Source organism: Pseudomonas sp. KH_017 (assembly GCF_057840285.1).
On the sequence record NZ_CM174509.1, the window covers coordinates 1,374,251 to 1,399,868 of the forward strand.

Sequence of the window (25,618 nt, forward strand, 5' to 3'; positions counted from 1 at the left end):
TCACAACAAAAACCTGCTAAACAAAAAGGCCCGCATCACTGCGGGCCTTCTTTTTATAGCGGTGGAGGAGCGGTGTTAACCCGCCACCAACACCCGAATCGCTTCCAGTCGCAGCGCAGCCTTGTCGAGCATGGCCAGGCCTTGCTCGCGTTGTTTGCGCAGGGCTACCAGTTCACTGTCGCGCACGGTCGGGTTGACCGCTTGCAACGCGGTAAGGCGCGCCAGTTCTTCCTCGGTATCGGCGGCCAGGCGGCGCTGCGCCTCGGCGACACGCTCAGTGTGGCGCGGCAGGATCTTCGCTTCACCGGCATTGATCCGTGGCGTCAGTTGGTCACGCTGGGCCTGGATGAACTTGTTGGCGCTGGCACGCGGCACGCTTTCGAGCTGGTCGTTCAAGGTTTCGAACGACACGCGGGCCGACAGGTCATTGCCGTTGGTATCGAGCAGGCAGCGCAGGGCGGCCGGCGGCAGGTAGCGACCCAGTTGCAGCGAGCGCGGGGCAACCACTTCACTGACATACAACAGTTCCAGCAACACGGTGCCCGGCTTCAGCGCCTTGTTCTTGATCAGCGCCACGGCGGTGTTGCCCATGGAACCGGACAGCACCAGGTCCATGCCGCCCTGGACCATCGGGTGCTCCCAGGTGATGAACTGCATGTCTTCGCGAGACAGCGCCTGGTTACGGTCGTAAGTGATGGTCACGCCTTCGTCATCGCCCAGCGGGAAACTGGCGTCGAGCATTTTTTCGCTCGGCTTGAGGATCAGTGCGTTTTCCGAATGGTCTTCGCTGTCGATGCCGAAGGCGTCGAACAGGGTTTCCATGTAGATCGGCAGCGCGAACTGGTCGTCTTGCTCAAGGATATCTTCCACCAGCGCATCGCCTTCGCCAGCGCCGCCGGAGTTCAGCTCCAGCAGACGGTCGCGACCGGTGTGCAGCTCGGCTTCCAGACGCTCACGTTCGGTGCGGGCTTCGTCGATCAGCGCTTGCCACTCGCCATCGTCGGCTTCTTCGAGCAGCGGCAGCAGGCGCGGGCCGAACTGGTGCTGCAGGGCATTGCCGGTCGGGCAGGTATTGAGGAACGCGTTCAGCGCTTCGTGGTACCACTGGAACAGGCGCTCTTGCGGGCTGGTTTCCAGGTACGGCACGTGCAGTTCGATGATGTGCTTCTGGCCGATCCGGTCCAGACGACCGATACGTTGTTCCAGCAGGTCCGGGTGGGACGGCAGGTCGAACAGCACCAGGTGATGGGAGAACTGGAAGTTGCGACCTTCACTGCCGATTTCCGAGCAGATCAGTACCTGCGCACCAAATTCTTCGTCGGCGAAGTAGGCGGCGGCGCGGTCACGCTCGAGGATGTTCATGCCCTCGTGGAACACCGTGGCCGGGATGCCGGAACGCACGCGCAGGGCGTCTTCCAGGTCCATGGCGGTTTCGGCGTGGGCGCAGATCACCAGCACTTTGGTGCGCTTGAGCATCTTCAGTTGATCGATCAGCCACTCGACGCGCGGGTCGAACTTCCACCAGCGTTCTTCTTCGCTGGCGTCCGGTTGGGCCTGGAAGCTGACTTCCGGGTACAACTCGGCGTGATCGCCCAATGGCAGTTCGAGGTATTCGTCCGGGCACGGCAGCGGGTACGGGTGCAGCTTGCGCTCCGGGAACCCCTGCACGGCGGCGCGGGTGTTACGGAACAGCACGCGGCCGGTGCCGTGGCGGTCGAGCAATTCACGCACCAGGCGCGCGCTGGCTTCGGTGTCGCCATCGTTGACAGCGGCCAACAGGGCTTCGCCTTCGTTGCCGAGGAAACCGTGGATGGTCTTGTGGGCTTGCGGCGACAGGCGCCCCTTGTCCAGCAACTCCTGAACGGCTTCAGCCACCGGGCGATAGTTTTCGCTCTCGGCGCGGAAGGCTTGCAGGTCGTGGAAGCGGTTCGGGTCGAGCAGACGCAGACGAGCGAAGTGGCTGTCCTGGCCCAGTTGTTCCGGGGTCGCGGTCAACAGCAGCACGCCGGGAATGGTTTCGGCGAGTTGCTCGACCAGGGAATACTCAGGGCTGACCTGATCTTCGTGCCACACCAGGTGGTGAGCTTCGTCGACCACCAGCAAGTCCCAGCCCGCCGCGAACAGCGCGTCCTGGGCCTTCTCGTCGTCCACCAACCACTCAAGTGCGACCAGCGCGAGCTGGGTGTCTTCGAAGGGGTTGCTGGCATCGCTTTCGATGAAGCGTTCTTCGTCGAACAGCGCGACCTGCAGGTTGAAGCGGCGGCGCATTTCGACCAGCCACTGGTGCTGCAGGTTCTCCGGAACCAGGATCAGCACGCGGTTGGCGCGGCCCGAGAGCAATTGGCGATGGATCACCAGGCCGGCTTCGATGGTTTTACCCAGGCCCACTTCGTCGGCCAGCAGAACCCGTGGCGCGATACGGTCGGCGACTTCGCGGGCAATGTGCAACTGGTGTGCGATCGGTTGCGCACGCACGCCGCCCAGACCCCAAAGGGAGGATTGCAACTGGCGACTGGTGTGTTCCAGTGTGTGATAACGCAGGGAGAACCAGGCCAGCGGGTCGATCTGGCCGGCGAACAGACGGTCGCTGGCCAGGCGGAACTGAATGAAGTTCGACAGTTGGGTTTCCGGCAGGGTGACCACTTCGTTATGCCCGTTGAGGCCGTGGTAAACCAGCAGGCCATCAACGTCATCGACTTCGCGGACGGTCAGCTTCCAGCCTTCGAAGTGAGTGATGGAGTCACCCGGCGAAAACCGCACACGGGTGAGGGGCGCATTCCTTAGCGCGTACTGGCGAGTGTCGCCAGTGGCCGGATAGAGCACGGTCAACAAGCGGCCGTCCTGTGCCAGAACGGTGCCTAAACCCAGCTCGGCTTCGCTGTCACTGATCCAGCGTTGCCCCGGTTGATACTGCTGCGCCATGCTGCCTGACTCCCACCTGAAAAAGCGGGCTATCTTAACGGAATGAGGGCTTCAGGGCCAAAGGACTCTCAGAAAAACTCACAGTCATACGTTAGCCCACCTGTGCATGACGCGCCGCCCGGTGCACTAATGAGTGCCAAATGAGTCACAGTTTGCGACCGATGGCTCAAGACGCCATCCCCGCAGCCGACAGCCTGCTGACAGGAGACTGAAAACCATGCTGCCACCGATGCTCCCCCTGAGTGCCGTGCCGATCACTTCACAGACCGACCCGATCCGTCAGCGTCCGGATATTCCACCGGTGGTGCCGGTTCAGGAAAGCTCCAGTGAAAGCACCATCGACCTGCAAAAGCGCAATCCTGAAGAGGACGGGCTGGTGCTGCGCGAGGAGCAGCGTCGCAGGCAGGAGCAGGAACGGCGCCGCCGTGAAGCCGACAATGACCCTGAGGCGCACCTGGCGATTCCCGGGGATGAGCTCAATGCCGACAACACCGTGCCGGTGGCGCCGCTGATGGAAGATCAGCCGCGGCAGGGGCTGTGGGTCGATATCGAGATTTGAGCGCAGGCTGGTCAGCGCGGCCGTCAGGCCGCATTATTGGCGCAGGGTTGCCGAACGCTACGACGGCTTAAACTCATTTCAAGCGATGCACTGACCGCCATGAGCCAAGACGACAAACTGATTGACCTCAATGCTGAACGCGCCAAGCGTGTTCATGACCTCAATGACAAGCGACTCAATGAAGTTCGCCAGGCGTTCGAGCAGGCCATGCCGTTGGGCAAGTCCGGGAAAAAGCCGAAAAACAAACCGAAAAAGCGCTGAAGTCCCCCGCATTCATTGATGCGGGTCAAATTTTTCCCTTCCTCTTGCCCAGTCTCGGGCGACATTGATCCCGGTCAATATTCTCTCCTGCCCGTTTGGTTAACTTAGCCCTATCGCAACAGGGCAAGTACAGGAGACGCGTCATGTTTTTCGACAACGTGGTGATCGCCGGAGTGCTGACTGTCAGCCTCATGTTTGTATTTTTTGCAGGGTTCGGACTTTTTATCTGGAAGGATTCGCACAAGCGGAAATAACCGTAGTTCTTTCTGGATGTAATGAGCACGCAAGGCATTTTGGGCAACTTCGGTTGCCCTTTTTTTTTGCCTGCAAAAAACTGTTGGAGTGCATAAAGCCACTGTGGGAGCGGGCTTGCTCGCGAAGGCGGTGGATCAGTCAACATCTTCGTTGAATGTAAAGCCGCCTTCGCGAGCAAGCCCGCTCCCACATTAATTGTGTAATGTCGGAAGTAGCCGGCAATAAAAAAGGCGCGATCCTTGCGGAGCGCGCCTTTTCTGGTTTGGCTGCTTATCAGCTGCCAAGTGCCTTCGATGCCAGCCAGAACAACCCGGCAGACAGGGTCACGGTGGCTGGCAGGGTCAATACCCAGGCCAGCAGGATGGTTCTGACGGTGCCGCTTTGCAGGCCGCTTTTGTTGGCGACCATGGTGCCCGCCACGCCCGAGGACAGCACGTGGGTGGTGGAAACCGGCAGGCTGAAGATGTTCGCCATGCCGATCAGGCTGGCGGTGGTGATCTGCGCCGACATGCCTTGGGAGTAGGTCATGCCTTGCTTGCCGATCTTCTCGCCAATGGTCAGTACCACGCGTTTCCAGCCGACCATGGTGCCCAGGCCCAAGGCCAGTGCAACCGCCAGGATCACCCAGAACGGAGCGTATTCGGTGGTGGTGGTCAGGTCCTTGCGCAGCTTGTCCAGGTCAGCCTTTTCACGGGGGGCGAGCGTTGGCAACTTGCTGACTTTCTTTGCCGTGTCGTCCAGGCAGAGCAGGTAGCGACGTACTTCGATGCGGCTTTCCGACGGCAGCGAGTGGTAGTCGGCTACACCCTTGAGGGTGCCGAGCAGGGCGGTGATGGTCGGTTCGGTCTGTTGCGGGTTGCAACGGAATTTCTCCGGCAGATCGCCATCCAGGCTCTTGCCCAGGGCCAGGAACTCGCCCAGGGTTTCGGAATTGCGCTGGTAGAACTGGCTCAGGTGCAGCGTGGCGTCGCGGGTCCGCTCGATCTGATAGGTCGTGCTGTTCAGGTCGAGGACGAACTGGGCCGGCACGATACCGATCAGGACCAGCATGATCAGGCCGATACCTTTCTGGCCATCGTTGGAACCGTGCACGAAACTCACGGCCATGGCCGAGATCACCAGTACCAGGCGATTCCAGAACGGCGGGTGTTTCTTGTCGTCGATCTTGCGGCGCTCTTCCGGCGTCTTGTGCATCTTCGACAGCGGACGCCACCATTTAAGACCGATCAGGATCAGTGCGGCGATCAGGAAACCGGCCATTGGTGAGAATACAAGCGACATGCCGATATCGATTGCCTTCTGCCAGTTCACACCATCGGCCAACGGAATTTCGTTGATCAAGGCGTTCGCCAGGCCCACGCCGAGGATCGAACCAATCAGCGTATGGGAGCTGGAGGCGGGGATACCGAAGTACCAGGTGCCCAGGTTCCAGGTGATGGCTGCGGCGAGCAACGAGAACACCATGGCCAGTCCGTGACCGGTGTTCACATTGATCAGCAGTTCTACCGGCAGCAGGTGGACGATGGCATACGCCACGCCAACCCCGCCCAGCAGCACGCCGAGGAAGTTGAACACCCCGGAGAAGAACACCGCCAGGTGAGGCGGCATGGCTTTGGTGTAGATAACGGTCGCCACCGCGTTAGCGGTGTCATGAAAGCCGTTGATGAACTCGAAGGCGAGGACAAAGGCCAGGGCGAGCAAGAGGCTCACAAGCACCCAAGCATCCAGTCCGCTGAATAAATCGATCATGAAGGTTTTCTGACCCGGTCATAAGGGGGCGCGATTATGCCAGAAAAGACTGCTAATCAATGCACTAGCTGCTCATCGGTAACATTCTTCAACGAATTTTTTTGCCGCAGCACCGAAAAACCCAGGGTTTTGCTGAGTTTTTTAAGTCATTGATTTTATTGAAAAAACACGCTGTCACAAAACCTTCACGACCTGGTAAGAGGGGCTTGAACGGTTGTGCGAAAAATCTGAGAAATAGGTCAGATACCGGAAATCTGCCTGATTCAACGACGGTAATGGCCGCTGCCCGCTCATAGCGGGCGCGAAAGGCAGCATCAATACATCCCGCTTTTAACGGGTGCACAGGCAGGCCTTTGTAAGGATCAGGCCAAAGCAGTCACGGCTCTTCGGCTTTGAGTTCCTTTTCCATTTTTTGAAGTTCTTGCTGGAAAACCTGATCCTGAACGGTGGCGCGTTTACGCCAGGGTTTACGTTCCGGTTCGGGTTGAGCGGCGTAAGTGGTGACTTCTCCGCCGTAAACTTCCTTGTAACGTTGTTCCTGGCGCTCTAGTTCCGCGCGCAGTTCGTCTTTCGTCACAGTGCTACCTGTTTGAGTTGAGATAAATTCTGGTGAAAACGCGCTGCATCAAATCGATCGATCACGTTCGTCGAATGGGCAATGCCCGTCAAGGCATCGTTTTTTGGCAACGACGTGATCAATACTTCCATGTCACAGGCGGCCACGGCACCAGAGATAAACAGCTGACGTAGCTTCAGTTTCCTGTTTCAGCAAGCGCACTGACAAGGTGGTTCAATGCGAGTCTGGCGCTTGCAACGGGCAACAGCGATGGAACATCGCATTGCCGGGCAGCGGGTTCGGCAAGTAAAAAACCGAAGCGCTACTGAATTGTATTATAGCGGCCGATTTGAAGAACACTATCTCCAAAGAGTTAAAAGTGGATCCTGGTGTGTGACCATTTTGTTGCTCGAAACTTTGCGATTAACTAGAGCGTCGACGGATACCAAATCGCTGCGATGCCTTTCTGACGCCATTAAGTCAGGCAAGTTACGGTATTTGGATTGCCCCATTAAGTCCTGTGTCGAGTCGACGTAAACATGGGGTCGCGAGTCAGCGAAAAACCGGACACCTGAGGATCGGGCGATTTAACCGGTGGATTGCGATTATCGGTCGAGCGTTCGATAATCGCACGGAGTTGGCAGGCCGGGCTTGAGCGTCAGGCGGTAGCCCTTTGTAATAGTCGCTGATCCGAATGGGTAAAAGGACCTTGTATGAACGATCAAATGCGCAATTCCTTCGCTTCAGTGGCTCCTCCCATCGTTGCCTCACCGGCCAAACGGATCCAGGCACTGACCGGTGACCCGGATTTCATGACGTCCCTGGCCCGTGGCCTGGCCGTGGTGCAAGCGTTCCAGGAGCGTAAGCGGCACCTGACCATCGCCCAGATCAGCCACCGCACGGAAATTCCCCGCGCCGCCGTGCGCCGTTGCCTGCACACCCTGATCAAACTCGGCTACGCCACCACCGACGGCCGCACCTATTCGTTGCTGCCCAAAGTGCTGACCCTCGGCCATGCCTATGTGTCCTCGACGCCGCTGGCGGTTTCCGCCCAACCTTACCTGGACCGCATGAGCGAGCAACTGCACGAGGCCTGCAACATGGCCACGCTGGAAGGTGATGACATTTTGTACATCGCCCGCTCCGCGACCACCCAGCGGCTGATTTCGGTGGACCTGTCGGTGGGCGGGCGCTTGCCGGCCTATTGCACGTCGATGGGGCGGATTCTGCTGGCCGCGCTGGATGACACGTCGCTGGGCGAATACCTCGACCACGCCGAATTGCAAGCCAAGACCAGCCGCACGATTCACACCCCCGAGGCATTGCTCGAATGCCTGCAAGAAGTACGACTGCAAGGCTGGTGCATCGTCGACCAGGAACTCGAGCAAGGGCTGCGTTCGATTGCCGTCCCGGTGTACGACGCGTCCGGCCAGGTAGTTGCGGCCCTCAACGTCAGCACCCATGCCGGGCGGGTCAGCCGCAATGAGCTGGAACAGCGTTTCCTGCCCGGTTTGTTGAGCGCCAGCCGCGACCTCAGCGCCCAGCTGTTTGCCTAAGCTGTTCGATAAACGCACAGAGTCGCGTTTATCGAATTGACGCTGTTTCGTCCGGATCATTACTGTCGCGGCTTCGTCAGCATCTGCTGACACCGTTCGACTGCGATCCGTGGAATAAAAATAATGAACCAGCCTCAGTCTGCTGTAGGTAACTGCCTCGACGTGCAGTCCTTCATCAATGCCCAACCCATTTCGCGCTACCAGTGGCGCGTGGTAATCCTGTGTTTCCTGATTGTCTTCCTCGATGGCCTCGACACCGCGGCCATGGGTTTCATCGCCCCGGCCCTGTCCCAGGACTGGGGTATCGACCGCGCCAGCCTTGGCCCGGTGATGAGTGCGGCGTTGATCGGCATGGTCTTCGGCGCACTGGGCTCCGGCCCTCTGGCTGACCGCTTCGGGCGAAAAGTCGTACTGGTCGGTGCGGTGCTGTTGTTCGGTGCCTTCAGCCTGGCCTCGGCCTACAGCACCAATGTCGATCAGCTGCTGGTATTGCGCTTCCTGACCGGCCTGGGGTTGGGCGCCGGCATGCCGAACGCCACCACGCTGTTGTCGGAGTACACCCCGGAGCGCAAAAAGTCCCTGCTGGTGACCAGCATGTTCTGCGGCTTCAACCTCGGCATGGCTGGCGGCGGATTTATTTCGGCCAAGCTCATTCCGGCCTTTGGCTGGCACAGCCTGCTGCTGATCGGCGGAGTTCTGCCGCTGATCCTCGCCGTCGTTTTGCTGCTCTGGCTGCCGGAGTCGGCGCGTTACCTGGTGGTGCGCAACCGCGGTACGGACAAAGTGCGCAAGGCACTGGCGCCGATTGACCCGACGGTGGTGGCCCAGGCGTCCAGCTTCAGCGTGCCGGAACAGAAAACCGTGAAGGCACGCAATGTGTTCGCGGTGATCTTCTCCGGCACCTACAGCACCGGCACCTTGTTGTTGTGGCTGACCTACTTCATGGGCCTGGTGATTGTTTACCTGTTGACCAGTTGGCTGCCGACCCTGATGCGTGACAGTGGCGCGAGCATGGAGCAGGCCGCCTTCATCGGCGCGCTGTTCCAGTTTGGTGGTGTGCTGAGTGCGGTAGGCGTGGGTTGGGCGATGGACCGGTTCAATCCGCACAAGGTCATCGGCATTTTCTACCTGTTGGCCGGGGTGTTTGCCTACGCGGTAGGGCAGAGTCTGGGCAACATCGCGCTGCTGGCGACGCTGGTGCTGGTGGCCGGGATGTGTGTCAACGGTGCGCAATCGGCAATGCCGTCGCTGGCTGCACGGTTCTATCCGACTCAAGGGCGTGCCACCGGTGTGTCATGGATGCTCGGGATCGGCCGTTTCGGCGCCATCCTTGGTGCCTGGATGGGCGCGACGCTGCTGGGGCTGGGCTGGAACTTCGAGCAAGTGCTGACGGCGCTGGTGATTCCGGCGGCGCTGGCGACGACGGCGGTGGTGATCAAGGGCATGGTCAGTCATGCGGATGCGACCTGAGTTCAGGCTTCGGAACCTTCAGTAGGTTTGATGGCCTCTTCGCGGGCAAGCCCGCTCCCACAGGGGTTGCGTTTAACCTGTGGGAGCGGGCTTGCCCGCGAAGCTTTTGGGGATCGGTAGCCAAGCAACAATATGTTCGATAATCGAACGGTTAGTCGATTATCGGATTGTTTGGCGTTTTGCACGGGCTTAATCTTCAGTCATTCCGGCGCTGCGCATCGGCGCCTTCTTCCACTGTCGGTTAACAATAAACGGGAGCCTGCCCCAATGGCTGAAATCCTTTCGCTGCACGACGCGGTGAAGCAATTCGTAAACGACGGCGATACGGTCGCGCTCGAAGGCTTTACTCACCTGATCCCGACGGCGGCGGGTCACGAAATCATTCGCCAGGGCAAGAAAGACCTGACCCTGGTGCGGATGACCCCTGACTTGATCTACGACCAGTTGATCGGTGCCGGTTGTGCCCGCAAGCTGATTTTCTCCTGGGGCGGCAACCCGGGTGTCGGCTCCCTGCATCGCCTGCGTGATGCTGTGGAGAAACAGTGGCCGCATGCGCTGGAAATCGAAGAACACAGCCATGCCGACCTGGCCAATGCCTACGTCGCCGGCGCTTCCGGCCTGCCCTTCGCGGTGCTGCGTGCCTACGCCGGTTCCGACTTGCCGAAGGTCAACCCGCTGATCAAATCCGTCACCTGCCCGTTCACTGGCGAAGTGTTGGCCGCCGTGCCTTCGGTACGTCCGGACATTACCGTGATTCATGCGCAGAAAGCCGACCGCAAGGGCAACGTGCTGCTCTGGGGCATCCTCGGCGTGCAGAAAGAAGCTGCACTGGCCGCCAAGCGCTGCATCGTTACCGTTGAGGAGATCGTCGACGACCTCAACGCACCGATGAACTCCTGTGTCTTGCCAACCTGGGCCTTGAGCGCGGTTTGCCACGTACCTGGCGGCGCGCATCCGTCCTACGCCCATGGTTACAACGAGCGCGACAACCGCTTCTACCAGGCCTGGGACCCGATTGCCCGCGACCGTGAAACCTTCACCGCGTGGATCAACGAATACATCCACGGCAGCGCTGACTTCAGCGAGTTCCAGGCCAAACTGGCCGCCGCTTCGGAGGCGAAGTAATGACTTACACCACCAATGAAATGATGACTGTCGCCGCCGCTCGCCGTCTGAAGAACGGTTCGGTGTGCTTCGTCGGTATCGGCCTGCCGTCGAAAGCGGCCAACCTGGCGCGCCTGACTTCCTCGCCTGATGTGGTGCTGATCTACGAATCGGGTCCGATCGGTGCCAAGCCAAGTGTATTGCCACTGTCGATTGGTGACGGTGAACTGGCGGAAACCGCTGACACCGTGGTCCCGACCGGCGAGATTTTCCGTTACTGGCTGCAGGGCGGGCGCATTGACGTCGGCTTCCTCGGCGCGGCGCAGGTCGACCGTTTCGGCAACATCAACACCACCGTCGTGGGTGATTACCACTCGCCGAAAGTGCGCTTGCCGGGTGCAGGTGGCGCGCCGGAGATTGCCGGTTCCGCCAAGAGCGTGTTGATCATCCTCAAGCAGTCGTCGCGCTCCTTTGTCGACAAACTCGACTTCATTACCTCGGTCGGCCACGGCGAGGGCGGCGATTCGCGCAAGCGTCTCGGTCTGCCAGGCGCCGGTCCGGTGGGGATCATCACCGACCTGTGCATCATGGAACCGGAGGAGGGCACCCACGAATTCGTGGTCACCGCACTGCACCCGGGCGTGACCCGCGAGCAAGTGGTAGCGGCTACTGGTTGGGCGATTCGTTTTGCCGACCATGTTGAGCAAACCGCCGAGCCGACTGAAGTCGAACTGACCGCGCTGCGCGACCTCGAAGCCCGTACCGCTGCCGCACACGGCCAAGCCCCCGGAGAAGCGTGATGCGTGACGTTTATATCTGCGACGCGATTCGTACCCCCATCGGCCGTTTCGGCGGTGGCCTGTCGACGGTGCGTGCCGACGATCTGGCCGCGGTGCCGATCAAGGCACTGATGGAGCGTAACCCGTCGGTGGACTGGAGCGCCGTGGATGAGGTGTTCCTCGGCTGCGCCAACCAGGCCGGTGAAGACAACCGCAACGTCGCGCGTATGGCACTGTTGCTGGCCGGCCTGCCGGAAACCATTCCCGGCGTGACCCTCAACCGCCTCTGCGCTTCGGGCATGGATGCTATCGGCACCGCGTTCCGCGCTATCGCCAGCGGCGAGATGGAGCTGGCGATTGCCGGTGGCGTCGAGTCGATGTCCCGTGCGCCTTTCGTAATGGGCAAGGCCGATGCCGCGTTTTCGCGCAACATGAAGCTCGAAGACACCACCATCGGCTGGCGTTTCATCAACCCGTTGATGAAAGCCCAATACGGTGTGGATGCGATGCCGCAGACCGCTGACAACGTGGCCGACGATTACAAGGTGTCCCGCGCCGATCAGGACGCTTTCGCCCTGCGCAGTCAACAACGCACGGCCGCCGCGCAAGCTGCCGGGTTCTTCGCCGAAGAAATCGTTGAAGTGCGCATAGCCCATAAGAAGGGTGAAACCGTGGTCAGCCAGGACGAGCATCCTCGCGCCGACACCACCCTGGAAGCCCTGACCAAACTCAAACCGGTCAACGGCCCCGACAAAACCGTCACCGCCGGCAATGCCTCGGGAGTGAACGACGGCGCCGCCGCGTTGATCCTGGCTTCGGCCGAAGCGGTGAAGAAACACGGTCTGACGGCCCGCGCCAAAGTGCTGGGTATGGCCAGCGCCGGTGTCGCCCCGCGGGTGATGGGCATTGGCCCGGTGCCGGCGGTGCGTAAACTGATCGAACGCCTCGGTGTGGCGGTCAGCGATTTCGACGTGATCGAGCTCAACGAAGCCTTCGCCAGCCAAGGCTTGGCGGTGCTGCGTGAACTGGGAATCGCGGACGACGCGGCCCAGGTCAACCCGAACGGTGGCGCGATTGCCTTGGGTCATCCGTTGGGCATGAGCGGCGCGCGACTGGTGTTGACCGCGTTGCATCAGCTGGAAAAAACCGCTGGCAAGAAAGGTCTGGCGACCATGTGCGTCGGTGTCGGTCAGGGTCTGGCCCTGGCAATCGAGCGCGTCTGACGCGCTCTGAAGACTTATAAGAACTGAGGAATGCTTCATGACTGACAAGCCTGGTTACCGTCGCCCGCAGGCGGGCACTCAGCCGGAATACCTGCACCCGGCCTATCAATCCACGAACCTGCGCTCGCCGTCGAAACCGTTGGTGTTCCTGCCTCATTCGTTGTCGGAAATTACCGGTCCGACCATCGGCGCAGAGCGCGTCAACGAGAAGGACAGCGACCTGACCGCCCAGCACGAGGGGCAACCACAGGGTGAGCGCATCATCATCCACGGCCGCGTGCTGGATGAAAACGGTCTGCCGGTGCCGGGGATTCTGGTGGAGATCTGGCAGGCCAACGCCGCCGGTCGCTACGCCCATGCCCGCGACCTGCACGACGCACCGCTGGACCCGAATTTCACCGGCACTGGCCGTACCGTGACCGACGCCGATGGCTGGTATCAGTTCCAGACCATCAAGCCCGGCGCCTATCCGTGGGGCAACCACCACAACGCGTGGCGCCCGGCGCACATCCATTTCTCGCTGTTCGGGCCGAGCATCCTGACGCGCCTGGTGACGCAGATGTATTTCCCGGGCGACCCGTTGCTGGCCTACGACCCGATCTACAACTGCGTGCCCGATACCAGCGCGAAAGAGCGCTTGATCGCCACGTTCGATCTGGAAAAAACCATCCCTTCCTATGCCCTCGGTTATCGCTGGGACATCGTTTTGCGCGGCCGCGACGCCACGCCGATGGAGAAATAAGATGACGCTGACTGCGACCACGTCCCACACCGTCGGGCCGTACTACCACATCGGCCTGACCTGGCTGAACCGCGAAAACCTGACCGTCGAACAAACCCTGGGCGAGCGCGTGGCGATCACCGGGCAAGTGGTCGATGGCAACGGCGATGTCGTCAACGACGCGATGCTGGAAGTCTGGCAGGCCAACGCCGCCGGCAAGTACGACCACCCGGAAGACGACCAGGACAAACCCCTGGACCCGAATTTCGAAGGTTTTGGCCGAGTGCCGGTGGATGCCGAAGGGCGTTTTCGTTTCACCACCATCAAGCCGGGTACGGTCGAGGGGCTCAAAGGCACGACTCAGGCACCGCACCTGGTGGTGCTGGTATTTGCCCGTGGCCTGGTCAAGCACTTGCTGACGCGGATTTACTTTGATGGCGAGGCGGCGAACGTGAATGATCCGTTGCTGGAGTGCGTGCCGGCCGAGCGCCGCAGTACGCTGCTGGCCAAGCAGGATGCGTCGGGCGTGTACCAGTGGAACGTGATTCTGCAGGGCACCGATGCCGAGACGGTGTTCTTTGATTACTGAGTGAACACCATCCCCTTGTGGGAGCGGGCTTGCTCGCGAAGGCGGTATGTCAGGCAACATTTTTATCGACTGACACTACGCCTTCGCGAGCAAGCCCGCTCCCACAGTGGATTTTTGTTGCTGACGTATTGCGGAATGGGAGTGTTACAAAGTGTGTCTAGGTTCTCACTGTCCCCATTGAGTGAAAAAATAATGACAACACCCGCAGCGCCTATAGCTCTTTATACGAGCGAAGAACGCAGCAAGCGGATCTTCGCCATTGTCGGTGCCTCGTCCGGCAACCTGGTCGAATGGTTCGACTTCTACGTCTACGCCTTCTGTGCGATCTATTTCGCACCGGCCTTTTTCCCGTCCGATAACCCCACGGTGCAACTGGTCAACACCGCTGGCGTGTTCGCCGCCGGGTTCCTGATGCGGCCGATTGGTGGCTGGATTTTCGGGCGCTTGGCGGACAAGCACGGACGCAAGAATTCGATGTTGATCTCGATTCTGATGATGTGCTTCGGCTCGCTGCTGATCGCCTGCCTGCCGACCTACAACAGCATCGGGGTCTGGGCGCCGATCCTGTTGCTGTTCGCCCGTTTGCTGCAAGGCTTGTCGGTGGGCGGCGAGTACGGCACTACCGCGACCTATATGAGTGAAGTGGCGCTCAAGGGCCAGCGCGGTTTCTTCGCCTCGTTCCAGTACGTGACCCTGATCGGCGGCCAGTTGCTCGCGGTGTCGCTGGTGGTGATCCTGCAACAGTTCCTCACCGAAGATGACCTGCGTGCCTACGGCTGGCGGATTCCCTTCGTGGTGGGTGCCATGGCGGCGCTGGTTTCGCTGTATCTGCGTCGTTCGCTGAAAGAAACCACCAGCAAGGCAATGCGCGAAAACAAGGACGCCGGCAGTATCCGCGCGTTGTTTCGCGACCATAAAGCCGCGTTCATCACCGTGCTCGGTTACACCGCCGGTGGTTCGCTGATCTTCTACACCTTCACCACGTACATGCAGAAGTACCTGGTGAACACCGCCGGCATGCCGGCCAAGACCGCCAGTTACATCATGACCGGCGCGCTGTTCCTCTATATGTGCATGCAGCCGATTTTCGGCATGCTCGCCGACAAGATCGGTCGGCGTAACTCGATGCTCTGGTTCGGCGCCCTCGGCACGCTGTTCACTGTGCCGATCCTGTTGAGCCTGAAAAGCGTGACAAGTCCGTTCCTGGCCTTTGTGTTGATTACCCTGGCGCTGGTGATCGTCAGTTTCTACACCTCGATCAGCGGTTTGGTAAAAGCCGAAATGTTCCCGCCCGAGGTGCGTGCACTGGGTGTCGGCCTGGCGTATGCGGTGGCGAATGCAATCTTCGGTGGTTCGGCGGAGTATGTGGCCTTGAGCCTCAAGGCCGTGGGCATGGAAAACTCCTTCTACTGGTACGTCACGGTGATGATGGCGGTGGCATTCCTGTTCAGCCTGCGCCTGCCAAAACAGGCGAAGTATCTGCAGCAAGACCTTTGATCTTCACGCGCGGGTCGCAAAGGCCCGCGCCTTCAGGAACTGTTTATGAACCAGCGACCGGGCAATCAATTGTTCGATGCCTATTTCACGGCCCGCGATATGCGTGAGGTGTTCTGCGATCAGGGTCGGGTCCAGGCCATGCTCGATTTCGAAGCGGCACTGGCCCGGGCCGAAGCGCGGGTCGGGATGATTCCGTCGAGTGCTGTCGCGCCGATTGAAGCGGCTTGCAGCGCCGGGCTTTACGACTTTGCGGCGTTGGGCGAGGCGATTGCCACGGCCGGTAACTCGGCGATTCCGTTGGTCAAGGCGCTGGGCAAACAGATCGCGGCCACCGATACCGAAGCCGAGCGCTATGTGCATCTGGGCGCGACCAGCCAGGACGTGATGGACAGCGGCCTGGTGCTGCAACTGCGCCGGGCGCTGGAATTGATCGAAAACGATCTGGCGCAATTGGGGCAAATCCTGGCGACTCAAGCTCAGCGTTATGTCGCGACGCCGTTGGCAGGGCGCACCTGGTTGCAACACGCGACGCCGGTCACCCTCGGCATGAAAATCGCCGGCTGGCTGGGGGCGGTGACCCGCAGTCGCCAACGCTTGGCCGAACTGAAACCGCGCCTGCTGGTGCTGCAATTCGGCGGTGCGTCCGGAACCCTTGCGGCCCTTGGCGAGCAGGCCATGCCGATTGCCCAGGCGCTGGCCGAAGAACTGCAACTGACCTTGCCTGAGCAGCCGTGGCATACCCAGCGTGATCGCGTGGTGGAATTCGGCGCCGCGCTCGGGCTGATCGCCGGCAGTCTCGGCAAGCTTGGGCGCGATATCAGCCTGTTGATGCAGACCGAGGCCGCCGAAGTGTTCGAACCCTCGGCGCCGGGCAAGGGCGGTTCCTCGACCATGCCGCACAAGCGCAATCCAGTGGGCGCGGCGGTGCTGATCGGCGCGGCGACGCGTGTCCCCGGTTTGCTCTCGACGCTGTTCAGCGCTATGCCCCAGGAACATGAACGCAGCCTCGGCCTGTGGCATGCCGAGTGGGAAACCCTGCCGGAGATTTGCTGCCTGGTGTCCGGCAGCCTGCAGCAAGCGCTGTTGATCGCCCAAGGACTGGAAGTGGATGCCGAGCGCATGGCGCGCAACCTCGATTTGACCCAGGGCCTGGTGCTCGCCGAAGCGGTGAGCATCGTCCTTGCGCAACGGGTCGGGCGCGATACCGCGCACCATCTGCTGGAACAATGCTGCAAACGCGCCGTGGCCGAACAACGTCATCTGCGTGCGGTCCTCGGCGACGAACCGCAAGTGACCGCCGAACTGTCGGCGGCTGAACTCGATCATCTGCTGGACCCCGCCCACTATCTCGGTCAGGCCAAAACCTGGGTCGAGAGGGCGGTGGCTGAACATTCTGCATTGACTGCCTGAAGGAGACTTGCTGTGGCTTTTGTACAACTCGCCGAGGGCGAACTGCATTACCAACTCGATGGACCGGTCGATGCGCCGGTACTGGTGCTGTCCAACTCCCTGGGCACGGACCTGCACATGTGGGACGCGCAGATCCCGGCGTTCTCCGGGCATTTTCGCGTGCTGCGTTTCGACACCCGTGGTCACGGCCAATCGCTGGTGACGCCGGGCCCGTACAGCATCGAGCAACTGGGCCACGACGTGCTCGCCTTGCTGGATGCCTTGCACATCGAGCGCGCGCATTTCTGCGGTCTGTCCATGGGCGGGTTGATCGGCCAGTGGCTGGGCATCAATGCCGGCGAGCGCCTGAACAAACTGATCGTGTGCAATACCGCAGCGAAAATCGGCGATCCATCGATATGGGATCCGCGCATTGAGATGGTGCTGCGCGATGGTCAGGCGGCCATGGTTGCCCTGCGCGATGCATCGATTGCCCGCTGGTTCACCCCGGACTTCTCCGAAGCCAATCCGGCGGCGGCCAAGCAGATTACCGACATGCTCGCGGCCACTTCGCCACAGGGCTATGCAGCCAACTGTGCAGCCGTGCGCGATGCCGATTTCCGTGATCAATTGTCGTCGATCAAGGCGCCGCTGCTGGTCATCGCTGGCACCGAGGACGCCGTGACGCCACCGTCCGGTGGGCATTTCATTCAAGAGCATGTGCGCGGGGCCGAGTACGCCGAGTTCTACGCAGCGCATTTGTCCAACGTCCAGGCAGGCAATGCGTTCAGCGAGCGCGTACTGGCGTTTCTGTCGGCTGATTGAGGGTATTGCAGTGGATGAGAAACAACGTTACGACGAGGGCATGGAAGTCCGTCGCGCGGTCCTTGGCGACGCCCACGTCGACCGCAGCCTGAACGCCCTGACCGAGTTCAACTCGGAGTTTCAGGAGATGATCACCCGCCACGCCTGGGGCGACATCTGGACCCGCCCGGGCCTGCCGCGCCATACCCGCAGCCTGATCACCATCGCCATGCTGATCGGCATGAACCGCGAGGGTGAACTCAAACTGCACCTGCGCGCCGCCGCCAACAACGGCGTCAGCCGTGGCGAGATCAAGGAAGTGATCATGCAGAGCGCAATCTACTGCGGGATTCCGGCGGCCAATGCGACGTTCCACCTGGCCGAGTCGGTGTGGGATGAGTTGGGGGTTGAGTCGCGGGAGTAAGCTATTTACCTGTGGGAACGCAGATTTATAGTCACAGAAGATCCAATGTGGGAGCGGGCTTGCTCGCGAAAGCGGTCTATCAGTCGATATCATTGTTGACTGATACTCCCACTTCGCGAGCAAGTCGGATCGCCGCACCGCCGCTCCCACATTTGTTTTGTGTTTACAACAGGCTGATCGGATAGCTGATGATCAAGCGGTTCTCATCGAACTCGTTATTGCTGTAATCCCGGCGCATGGTCGAGTTGCGCCATTTCAGGTTCAGGTCTTTCAGCGCACCGCTCTGCACGGTGTAGCCCAGTTCCGATTCACGTCCCCATTCCTTGCCATCGGTGATAGTGCCGGTGTGCACATTGTCACCGCTGATGTAGCGGTTCATCAGGGTCAGGCCCGGTACGCCCACGGCGGCGAAGTTGTAGTCGTGGCGCACTTGCCAGGATTTCTCCTGGGCGTTGTCGTAGCTGGAGTTGTAGCTGTCGTTGGCCAGGGTGCCGCCGCTGGTGCCGTTGACCCGCATCCAGGCGTTGTCGCCGGTGAGTTTCTGCAGACCTACATAGAACGTGTTGCCGCCGTGCTTGGCCGAAAACAAACCGTACATTGTTTTGTTGTCCAGCTCGCCGGCCCGGGCGCTGCCGTCATCCTTGCCGTAGAAGAAACCCAGGTTGGCGCCCAGGGTCCAGTCGCCGATCGGTTGGTTGTGGGTCAGGTTGATGAATTGCTGGCTGTAGATGTCCTTGAGCTCGGCGTTCCACAGACCGACCTGGGTGCGCTTGTCGTTGAACACGTACTCGCCGCCCTGGAAGTTGAAACGGTCGGAGGTGAACGCGGCTTTGCCGGTCATCGACATGTCGTTCATGCTGCTGTCGTCGCGTGGGCTGTTCTGGCGGAACTGGCCGCCGTAGAGCGTCAGGCCATTGATTTCCTTCGACGTGATCTGACCGCCACGGAAGGTTTGCGGCAGCGAACGACCGTCGTCCGAACGCAGGATTGGCAGCACCGGCATCCACTCGCCGACTTTGACTTCGGTTTGCGACAGCTTGGCCTTGAACGCGACGTTGGTGCGGCCGAAGTTGTCTGCCGGGCGACCGTCATGATCCAGTGGCAGCAGTTGCGTACCGCCTGTGCCTTTGCCGCCGTCGAGCTTCACCGAATACAAACCGAGCACATCCATGCCGAACCCGACGGTGCCCTGGGTGAAGCCGGACTTGGCGTCGAGGATGAAACTCTGCGTCCACTCTTCAGCCTTGCCCTGGGCTTTGGTCGGGTTGGTGAAGTTGCGGTTGATGTAGAAGTTGCGCAGGTTCAGGTTGACCTTGGCCCCTTCGACAAAACCCGACTCTTCGGCGTAGGCGGGCAGGGCCGCGCTGGCCAGGGCGGCGGCGATCAGGCTGGGAACGAAATACTGCGCGGTGGAAGACGTCATGAGCTCGGGTCTCTCTAATTCTTGGGGATGAAGCGGGGTGATGCCGCAACCCGGGGTTGCAGACGAATATTCGAAATCAGCACAAAACGAAGCAGGTCAGCCGGAGAGGGCAGGGCGCGGGGGCATGGTGTCGAACCTGTTGTTATTGGTTTTGTGGTTCGGATGGTGCGTGGAATGTACTGGATGGTTCAATCGTAAAAAGCGGGTTTTGGGCGATTATCGAATCGTAACATTGGTTTGGGTTTTGTGGTGTGTTGGCCGGCCTCTTCGCGAGCAAGCCCGCTCCCACATTCGACCGCATTCCTTCGGGAGAAACCCGGTTAAATGTGGGAGCGGGCTTGCTCCGGGCGGCGTTCCGACGAAGGGGCCATAACGGACAACACAGATTTTCAGGCAGCCAACAAAAAGCCCACCAAAAGGTGGGCTTCGTGTTTTCACAGCACTATCAGAAATACTTCATCTTCGGCGCTTCTTCTTTCAACGGCTCGTTCTTCGCCGTCTGTTCATTCCAGCCACCACCCAGGGCCTTGTACAGGTTGACCTGGCTGACCAACTGCGCCAGACGGTCGGTGATCAGCACCTGTTGCGCACTGAACAGCTGACGCTGGGCGTCGAGGAAGGTCAGGTTGCTGTCGACACCGATGCGGTAGCGACGCTCGGCCAGGCGGTAGTAGTCCTGGTTGGCACTGACGAAATCTTTCTGTGCCTGCAACTGCTGGACGTAGGTCTGGCGCGCGGCCAGGCCGTCGGCGACTTCCTGGAAGGCCGTTTGAATGGACTTCTCGTAGTTCGCCACGCCGATGTCTTTCTGGATTTTCGAGTAATCCAGGCTGGCGCTCAGGGCGCCGGCGTTGAAGATCGGCAGGTTGATCTGCGGCTGGAACAACCAGGTGCCCGAACCACCCTTGAACAGACCGGACAGGTCCGGGCTCAAGGTCCCCGCATTGGCCGTGAGGCTGATGCTCGGGAAGAACGCCGCCCGCGCCGCGCCGATGTTGGCGTTGGCGGCCTTCAGGTTGTACTCGGCCTGAAGGATGTCCGGACGACGATGCAGCAGGTCCGACGGCAGGCCGGGCGGAACGTCGCTCAGCAGGTCGTCGTCAAGCGGTTTGGCTGCTTGCAGGTTGGCCGGGATACCGGTGCCGAGCAGCAGCACCAGACTGTTCTCGTCCTGGGCGACCTGACGGGTGTACTTGGCCAGTTGCGCACGGGCGTTTTCCACCGAGGTGCGCGACTGCGCCAGGTCCAGGGCCGAGGCGACCCCGACTTCGTTGCTGCGGGCGGTGAGCTTGTAGCTCTCCTCGAAGGCGGCCAGGGTGTCCTGGGTCAGCTTGTACAGTTCCTTGTCGGCCTGCCAGGTCAGGTAGGCATTGGCCACACTGGCCACCAGGCTGATCTGCGTGCTGCGGCGGCCTTCTTCAGTGGCGAAGTACTTCTGCAACGCTTCTTCGTTCAGGCTGCGAACCCGACCGAACAGGTCGAGTTCGTAGGCGCTGACGCCAACAGTTGCCGAGTAGGAGCTGGTGATGCCGGCTTCGCCGGTCTGCGAAGCGTCAGCCGGAAAGCGCTGACGACTGCCGGTGCCGTTGGCCGAGACGGCCGGGAACAGATCGGCACGGGAGATGCGGTATTGAGCCGCAAACGCGTCGATGTTCAGGGCCGCGACACGCAGGTCACGGTTGTTTTCCAGGGCCACCTGGATCAGCTGTTGCAGCGCCGGGTCATGGAAAAACTGCTTCCAGCCCTGCTCGGCAGCCGCTTGCGCCGGTGCCTGGGCCGGCGAGTACGCCAGGCCCTGCGGGTACTGGCCCGCCACCGGCGCTTCGGGCTGCTGATAATCAGGTATCAGCGAGCAGCCACCGAGCACGAAGGCGGCGACTGCCAGGGAGAGTAGCGACTTGCTCATTAGCCAGCCTCTTTAGGAGTTTCAGTAGCGTCATCCTGGTCGGCGATTTTACGCTGGCCTATGGACGACACGGTAACGAAGAACAGCGGGACCCAGAAGATCGCCAGCACAGTCGCCGTGATCATACCGCCGATCACGCCGGTACCGATTGCATGCTGGCTACCGGAACCTGCGCCCGTGGATATCGCCAGTGGTACCACACCGAGGACGAAGGCGAGCGAGGTCATGATGATCGGTCGCAGACGCATGCGGCAGGCTTCAATCGCCGCATCGCGCAGGCTACGCCCTTGTTCGTGCAGTTCCTTGGCAAATTCGACAATCAGAATGGCGTTTTTCGCCGCCAGACCGATAGTCGTCAACAAACCTACCTGGAAGTACACGTCGTTGGACAAACCGCGCAGGCTGGTGGCCATCAGTGCACCGATGATCCCCAGCGGTACCACCAACATCACCGCGATCGGAATCGACCAGCTTTCATACAACGCCGCCAGGCACAGGAACACCATCAGCAGCGACAGGGCGTACAGCGCTGGCGCTTGCGAACCGGACAGACGTTCTTCGTACGACAGGCCGGTCCAGGAAATACCGACACCGGCCGGCAGTTTCTTGGCGATGGCTTCGACTTCGAGCATGGCTTCACCGGTGGAGTAACCCGGAGCCGGGGCGCCGAGGATCTCCATCGCTTCTACACCGTTGTAACGGGCCAGTTTCGGTGAACCGTAAATCCACTCGCCCTTGGCGAACGCCGAGAACGGAACCATGGTGCCGGTGGCGTTGCGCACGTACCACTTCTGCAGGTCTTCAGGGCCCATGCGAGCGCCTGGCTGGCCTTGCACATACACCTTCTTCACCCGACCACGGTCGATGAAGTCGTTGACGTAGCTACTGCCCAGGGCAATCGACAGGGTGTTGTTGATGTCGGCGATGGTAATGCCCAGGGCACTGGCCTTCTCGTCATCGATTTCCAGCTGGTATTGCGGTTCGTCGTTCAGGCCGTTCGGACGCACCTGGGTCAGGATCTTGCTTTGTGCGGCCATGCCGAGGAACTGGTTGCGCGCTTGCATCAGTTTTTCGTGGCCGATACCGGCGCGGTCCTGCAGGAACACGTCGAAACCGGTGGCATTACCCAGTTCCAGTACCGCCGGTGGCGCGAAGGCGAACACCATGGCATCGCGGAAGGTGAAGAAGTGCTGCTGGGCACGGGTCGCCACCTTGAACACGTTGTTGTCGGCGTTACGTTCGTCCCAAGGCCTGAGCATGATGAACGCCATACCCGAACTCTGGCCTCGGCCGGCGAAGTTGAAGCCGGTCACGGTAAACACCGAGTTCACCGCATCGCCTTCGCCGCCATCCTTGCCAGGGCGCAGCAGGAATTCGCGCATTTCGTCGACGACCACCTGGGTGCGCTGGGACGTAGAGCCGGCCGGGGTCTGCACCTGGGCGAACAGTACACCTTGGTCTTCTTCCGGCAGGAACGCCGTTGGAATGCGGGTGAACAGCCAGATCATGCCAACCACGATCAGCAGGTACGCCAACAGGTACGGGATCTTGCGCTGCAGGATATTGCCGACACCGCGTTCGTAGCTGCGAACGCCGCGGTCGAAATTGCGGTTGAACCAGCCAAAGAAACCGCGTTTCGGGGTGCCGTGCTCGCCTTTCGGAATCGGCTTGAGCATGGTGGCGCAGAGCGCCGGGGTGAAGATCAGCGCGACCAGTACCGACAGGGCCATGGCCGAGACGATGGTGATCGAGAACTGCTTGTAGATCACACCGGTGGAGCCGCTGAAGAACGCCATTGGCAGCAGAACCGCCGACAGCACCAGGGCGATACCGACCAGTGCGCCCTGGATCTGGCCCATGGACTTCTTGGTGGCTTCCTTGGGTGACAGGCCTTCTTCGCTCATCACCCGTTCGACGTTTTCCACCACGACGATGGCGTCGTCCACCAGCAAGCCGATGGCCAGCACCATGCCGAACATGGTCAGGGTGTTGATGCTGAAACCCGCTGCCGCGAGGATCCCGAACGTACCGAGCAATACCACCGGCACGGTCATCGTGGTGATGATCGTGGCACGGAAGTTTTGCAGGAACAGGAACATCACCAGGAACACCAGCGCGACCGCTTCGACCAGGGTGTGAACCACGCCCCTGATCGATTCCGTTACTACCGGAGTGGTGTCGTACGGGAACACCACTTCCATCCCTTCAGGGAAGAACGGCTTGAGGCTGTCGATGGTCGTGCGCAGGGCCTTGGCGGTATCGAGCGCGTTGGCACCGGTGGCCAGTTTCACCGCCAGGCCGGAAGCCGGGGCGCCGTTGAACTGGGCGTTGATGCTGTAGTTCTCGCCACCCAGACCGACTTCGGCGACATCTTTGAGGCGAACCTGGGAACCGTCCTTGTTGACCTTGAGCAGGATCTTGTCGAATTGCTCCGCAGTCTGCAGTCGGGTCTTGCCGATGATGGTCGCGTTCAACTGGGTGTCGGGCAGGGCAGGCAGGCCGCCGAGCTGGCCGGACGACACCTGGACGTTTTGCGCGGCGATGGCGGTCTTGACGTCGACCGGGGTCAGGTTGTAGTTGTTCAACTTGGCCGGGTCGAGCCAGATACGCATGGCGTACTGGGAACCGAACACCTGGAAGTCGCCGACACCGGCGGTCCGCGAGATCGGGTCCTGCATGTTCGACACGATGTAGTTGGACAGGTCGTCCTTGGTCATGCTGCCGTCACGCGACACCACGCCGATCACCAACAGGAAGTTCTTCACCGCCTTGGTGACGCGGATACCTTGCTGTTGCACTTCTTGCGGCAACAGCGGGGTGGCCAGGTTCAGCTTGTTCTGGACCTGAACCTGCGCGGTGTCGGAGTTGGTGCCTTGCTCGAAGGTCGCGGTAATGGTCATGGTGCCGTCGGAGTTACTTTCCGACGAGACATAACGCAGGTTGTCGATACCGTTGAGCTGTTGCTCGATCACCTGAACCACGGTGTCCTGAACCGTTTGTGCCGAAGCACCCGGGTAGGCCACGGAGATGGCGATCGCTGGAGGTGCAATGCTCGGGTACTGGTTGATCGGCAACCGGAGGATCGATAGTGCCCCGACCAACATGATCACCAGGGCAATTACCCAGGCGAAAATCGGACGGTCGATAAAAAATTTCGACATGGTTTACTCCCCTTTGCCGCCGGAGGCTTTATTAGCTGCCTGGGCGGGTGCCGGGTTCTTTGCGGCTACGTTGGTCGCTTCACTGGCCTTGACTTCGATGCCGGGTTTGACGAATTGCAGACCTTCGGTGATCAGGCGATCGCCGGCCTTCAGGCCGTCTTCGATCAGCCATTGGTTACCGACGGTGCGGTTGGCCTTGAGTTGACGCAGTTCGACCTTGTTGTCCGGGCCGACAACCAGTGCGGTCGGGGTACCTTTGAGGTCGCGGGTCACGCCTTGCTGCGGGGCCAGGATCGCCGCGCTGTTCACACCGGCCAGCAACTTGGCGTGCACGAACATGCCAGGCAGAAGGGTGTGGTCAGGGTTCGGGAAAATGGCACGCAGGGTGACGGAACCGGTGGTCTGGTCAACCGAGATTTCGGAGAATTCCAGCTTGCCGTCCAGCTTGTACTCGCTGCCGTCTTCGAGGGTCAGCTTGACCGACGCTGCGTTATCGCCAGCCTTTTGCAGGCGACCGCTTTCCAGCTCACGGCGCAGTTGCAACAGCTCGACCGAGGACTGCGTCACGTCGACGTAGATCGGGTCGATTTGCTGGATCACCGCCATCGCGTCGACCTGGGCATTGCTGACCAGCGCGCCTTCGGTCACCGAGGAGCGGCCGATGCGGCCGGTCAGCGGGGCATAGACCTTGGTGTAGCGCACGTTGATCTGTGCGGTTTGCAACGCGGCTTCCGATTGCAGGCGGTTGGCCACGGCGGTGTCGTATTCCTGACGGCTTACGGCTTGTTCGTCGACCAGTTGCTTGTAGCGGTCGGAAATCGACTTGGTCGAACGCAGGTTGGCTTCGGCGCTGGCGAGCGTTGCTTCATAGATCGACGGGTCGATCTGATAGAGCTGCTGGCCGGCCTTGACGTCGCTGCCTTCCTTGAACAGGCGCTTGAGAATGATGCCGTTGACCTGCGGGCGGACTTCGGCAATGCGGAACGCACTGGTACGGCCGGGCAAATCGGATGTCAGGGTGAAAGCTTGCGGTTGCAGAGTCACGACGCCGACCTGAGGCGGTGGGGCGGCCGGTGCTGCCTCTTCCTTTTTGCATCCGCTGAGTAGCGATGCCAGGGCGACGGCGGCGACCAGAGCGGTAACAGCTGGCTTGAATTGCATGAAAATCCTCGGGTCAGGCGCGCAAGGAGCGCACTAGAAAGGTGGAAGGTTGAAAAGTGTTTGCCGAGTGGATAAGTAGCTTGCTAAGGAATATACTTACGTACATGGC

At 60.6% G+C, this 25,618-nt stretch carries 22 protein-coding genes; 14 read left to right on the forward strand and 8 right to left on the reverse strand.

Translation table 11 applies throughout. The annotated features are described in order from the left end of the window. Positions 1–75 precede the first annotated feature (75 nt). Positions 76–2,922 (reverse strand): RNA polymerase-associated protein RapA, encoded by a 2,847-nt coding sequence (rapA, locus tag AC3IT6_RS06175; protein WP_489354623.1) that lies wholly within the window; start codon positions 2,920–2,922, stop codon positions 76–78. Positions 2,923–3,139: 217 nt separating this feature from the next. On the opposite strand from rapA, the gene AC3IT6_RS06180 reads away from it, so the two are divergent. From AC3IT6_RS06180 to ccoM, 3 genes are all read left to right on the forward strand, one after another. Further along, positions 3,140–3,481: a hypothetical protein gene (locus AC3IT6_RS06180; protein WP_007998360.1), complete on the forward strand. Its 342-nt coding sequence runs from the start codon at positions 3,140–3,142 to the stop codon at positions 3,479–3,481. Positions 3,482–3,580: 99 nt separating this feature from the next. Beyond that, entirely contained in the window at positions 3,581–3,742 is a 162-nt protein-coding gene (locus tag AC3IT6_RS06185; protein WP_191624892.1) for a hypothetical protein, read from the forward strand. 143 nt (positions 3,743–3,885) lie between these two features. Then, the gene (ccoM, locus tag AC3IT6_RS06190) at positions 3,886–3,996 is read left to right on the forward strand and encodes a cytochrome c oxidase subunit CcoM (RefSeq protein ID WP_007976669.1); all 111 of its coding nucleotides are present in this window, start codon (positions 3,886–3,888) and stop codon (positions 3,994–3,996) included. A gap of 274 nt (positions 3,997–4,270) precedes the next feature. Here ccoM and AC3IT6_RS06195 read toward each other — a convergent pair whose 3' ends face one another. The 3 genes from AC3IT6_RS06195 to AC3IT6_RS06205 form a co-directional block, all read right to left on the reverse strand. Continuing rightward, entirely contained in the window at positions 4,271–5,746 is a 1,476-nt protein-coding gene (locus AC3IT6_RS06195; protein ID WP_458370778.1) for an inorganic phosphate transporter, read from the reverse strand. Between the two features lie 376 nt (positions 5,747–6,122). Continuing rightward, positions 6,123–6,323, reverse strand: a complete 201-nt coding sequence (locus AC3IT6_RS06200; RefSeq protein WP_007986337.1) for a hypothetical protein — start codon at positions 6,321–6,323, stop codon at positions 6,123–6,125. Then, entirely contained in the window at positions 6,320–6,454 is a 135-nt protein-coding gene (locus tag AC3IT6_RS06205) for a hypothetical protein (protein WP_489354624.1), read from the reverse strand. Before AC3IT6_RS06205 ends, AC3IT6_RS06200 begins: the two co-directional genes overlap by 4 nt. A gap of 561 nt (positions 6,455–7,015) precedes the next feature. On the opposite strand from AC3IT6_RS06205, the gene pcaR reads away from it, so the two are divergent. The 11 genes from pcaR (at position 7,016) to pcaC (ending at position 17,858) form a co-directional block, all read left to right on the forward strand. Then, complete coding sequence (pcaR, locus tag AC3IT6_RS06210) at positions 7,016–7,858, forward strand: pca regulon transcriptional regulator PcaR (protein WP_008054175.1); 843 nt, start codon at positions 7,016–7,018, stop codon at positions 7,856–7,858. 123 nt (positions 7,859–7,981) lie between these two features. Then, complete coding sequence (gene pcaK / locus AC3IT6_RS06215) at positions 7,982–9,328, forward strand: 4-hydroxybenzoate transporter PcaK (RefSeq protein WP_489354625.1); 1,347 nt, start codon at positions 7,982–7,984, stop codon at positions 9,326–9,328. Positions 9,329–9,595: 267 nt separating this feature from the next. Next, entirely contained in the window at positions 9,596–10,453 is an 858-nt protein-coding gene (locus AC3IT6_RS06220; protein ID WP_008054173.1) for a CoA transferase subunit A, read from the forward strand. Continuing rightward, positions 10,453–11,232, forward strand: coding sequence for a CoA-transferase subunit beta (locus AC3IT6_RS06225; protein WP_056720807.1), 780 nt, complete (start codon positions 10,453–10,455; stop codon positions 11,230–11,232). The genes AC3IT6_RS06220 and AC3IT6_RS06225 overlap by 1 nt, the downstream gene beginning before the upstream one ends. Next, positions 11,229–12,434, forward strand: coding sequence for a 3-oxoadipyl-CoA thiolase (gene pcaF, locus AC3IT6_RS06230; protein WP_423505207.1), 1,206 nt, complete (start codon positions 11,229–11,231; stop codon positions 12,432–12,434). The genes AC3IT6_RS06225 and pcaF overlap by 4 nt, the downstream gene beginning before the upstream one ends. A gap of 37 nt (positions 12,435–12,471) precedes the next feature. Then, positions 12,472–13,176, forward strand: coding sequence for a protocatechuate 3,4-dioxygenase subunit beta (pcaH, locus tag AC3IT6_RS06235; protein ID WP_150727601.1), 705 nt, complete (start codon positions 12,472–12,474; stop codon positions 13,174–13,176). Between the two features lies 1 nt (position 13,177). Then, a complete protein-coding gene (gene pcaG / locus AC3IT6_RS06240; RefSeq protein ID WP_150727600.1) occupies positions 13,178–13,744 on the forward strand; it encodes a protocatechuate 3,4-dioxygenase subunit alpha in 567 nt (188 codons plus the stop codon). A 192-nt stretch (positions 13,745–13,936) separates the two neighbouring features. Next, positions 13,937–15,241: an MFS family transporter gene (locus AC3IT6_RS06245; RefSeq protein ID WP_489354626.1), complete on the forward strand. Its 1,305-nt coding sequence runs from the start codon at positions 13,937–13,939 to the stop codon at positions 15,239–15,241. A 45-nt stretch (positions 15,242–15,286) separates the two neighbouring features. After that, positions 15,287–16,651: a 3-carboxy-cis,cis-muconate cycloisomerase gene (locus AC3IT6_RS06250; protein ID WP_489354627.1), complete on the forward strand. Its 1,365-nt coding sequence runs from the start codon at positions 15,287–15,289 to the stop codon at positions 16,649–16,651. A 12-nt stretch (positions 16,652–16,663) separates the two neighbouring features. After that, on the forward strand, positions 16,664–17,455 hold the full coding sequence (gene pcaD / locus AC3IT6_RS06255) for a 3-oxoadipate enol-lactonase (RefSeq protein WP_489354628.1): 792 nt from the start codon (positions 16,664–16,666) through the stop codon (positions 17,453–17,455). A 10-nt stretch (positions 17,456–17,465) separates the two neighbouring features. Beyond that, positions 17,466–17,858, forward strand: coding sequence for a 4-carboxymuconolactone decarboxylase (pcaC, locus tag AC3IT6_RS06260; protein ID WP_150754136.1), 393 nt, complete (start codon positions 17,466–17,468; stop codon positions 17,856–17,858). 163 nt (positions 17,859–18,021) lie between these two features. On the opposite strand, the gene AC3IT6_RS06265 is transcribed toward pcaC, so the two are convergent. The 4 genes from AC3IT6_RS06265 to AC3IT6_RS06280 form a co-directional block, all read right to left on the reverse strand. Continuing rightward, positions 18,022–19,281, reverse strand: a complete 1,260-nt coding sequence (locus AC3IT6_RS06265; RefSeq protein WP_489354629.1) for an OprD family porin — start codon at positions 19,279–19,281, stop codon at positions 18,022–18,024. Positions 19,282–19,726: 445 nt separating this feature from the next. Then, positions 19,727–21,187: an efflux RND transporter outer membrane subunit EmhC gene (gene emhC, locus AC3IT6_RS06270; protein WP_223444383.1), complete on the reverse strand. Its 1,461-nt coding sequence runs from the start codon at positions 21,185–21,187 to the stop codon at positions 19,727–19,729. After that, positions 21,187–24,348 carry an efflux RND transporter permease subunit EmhB gene (gene emhB / locus AC3IT6_RS06275; protein ID WP_489354630.1) on the reverse strand — a complete coding sequence of 1,054 codons (3,162 nt, stop codon included), beginning with the start codon at positions 24,346–24,348 and terminating at the stop codon, positions 21,187–21,189. The genes emhC and emhB overlap by 1 nt, the downstream gene beginning before the upstream one ends. Positions 24,349–24,351: 3 nt before the next feature. Continuing rightward, positions 24,352–25,509, reverse strand: coding sequence for an efflux RND transporter periplasmic adaptor subunit (locus tag AC3IT6_RS06280; RefSeq protein ID WP_150757343.1), 1,158 nt, complete (start codon positions 25,507–25,509; stop codon positions 24,352–24,354). Positions 25,510–25,618: the final 109 nt, after the last annotated feature.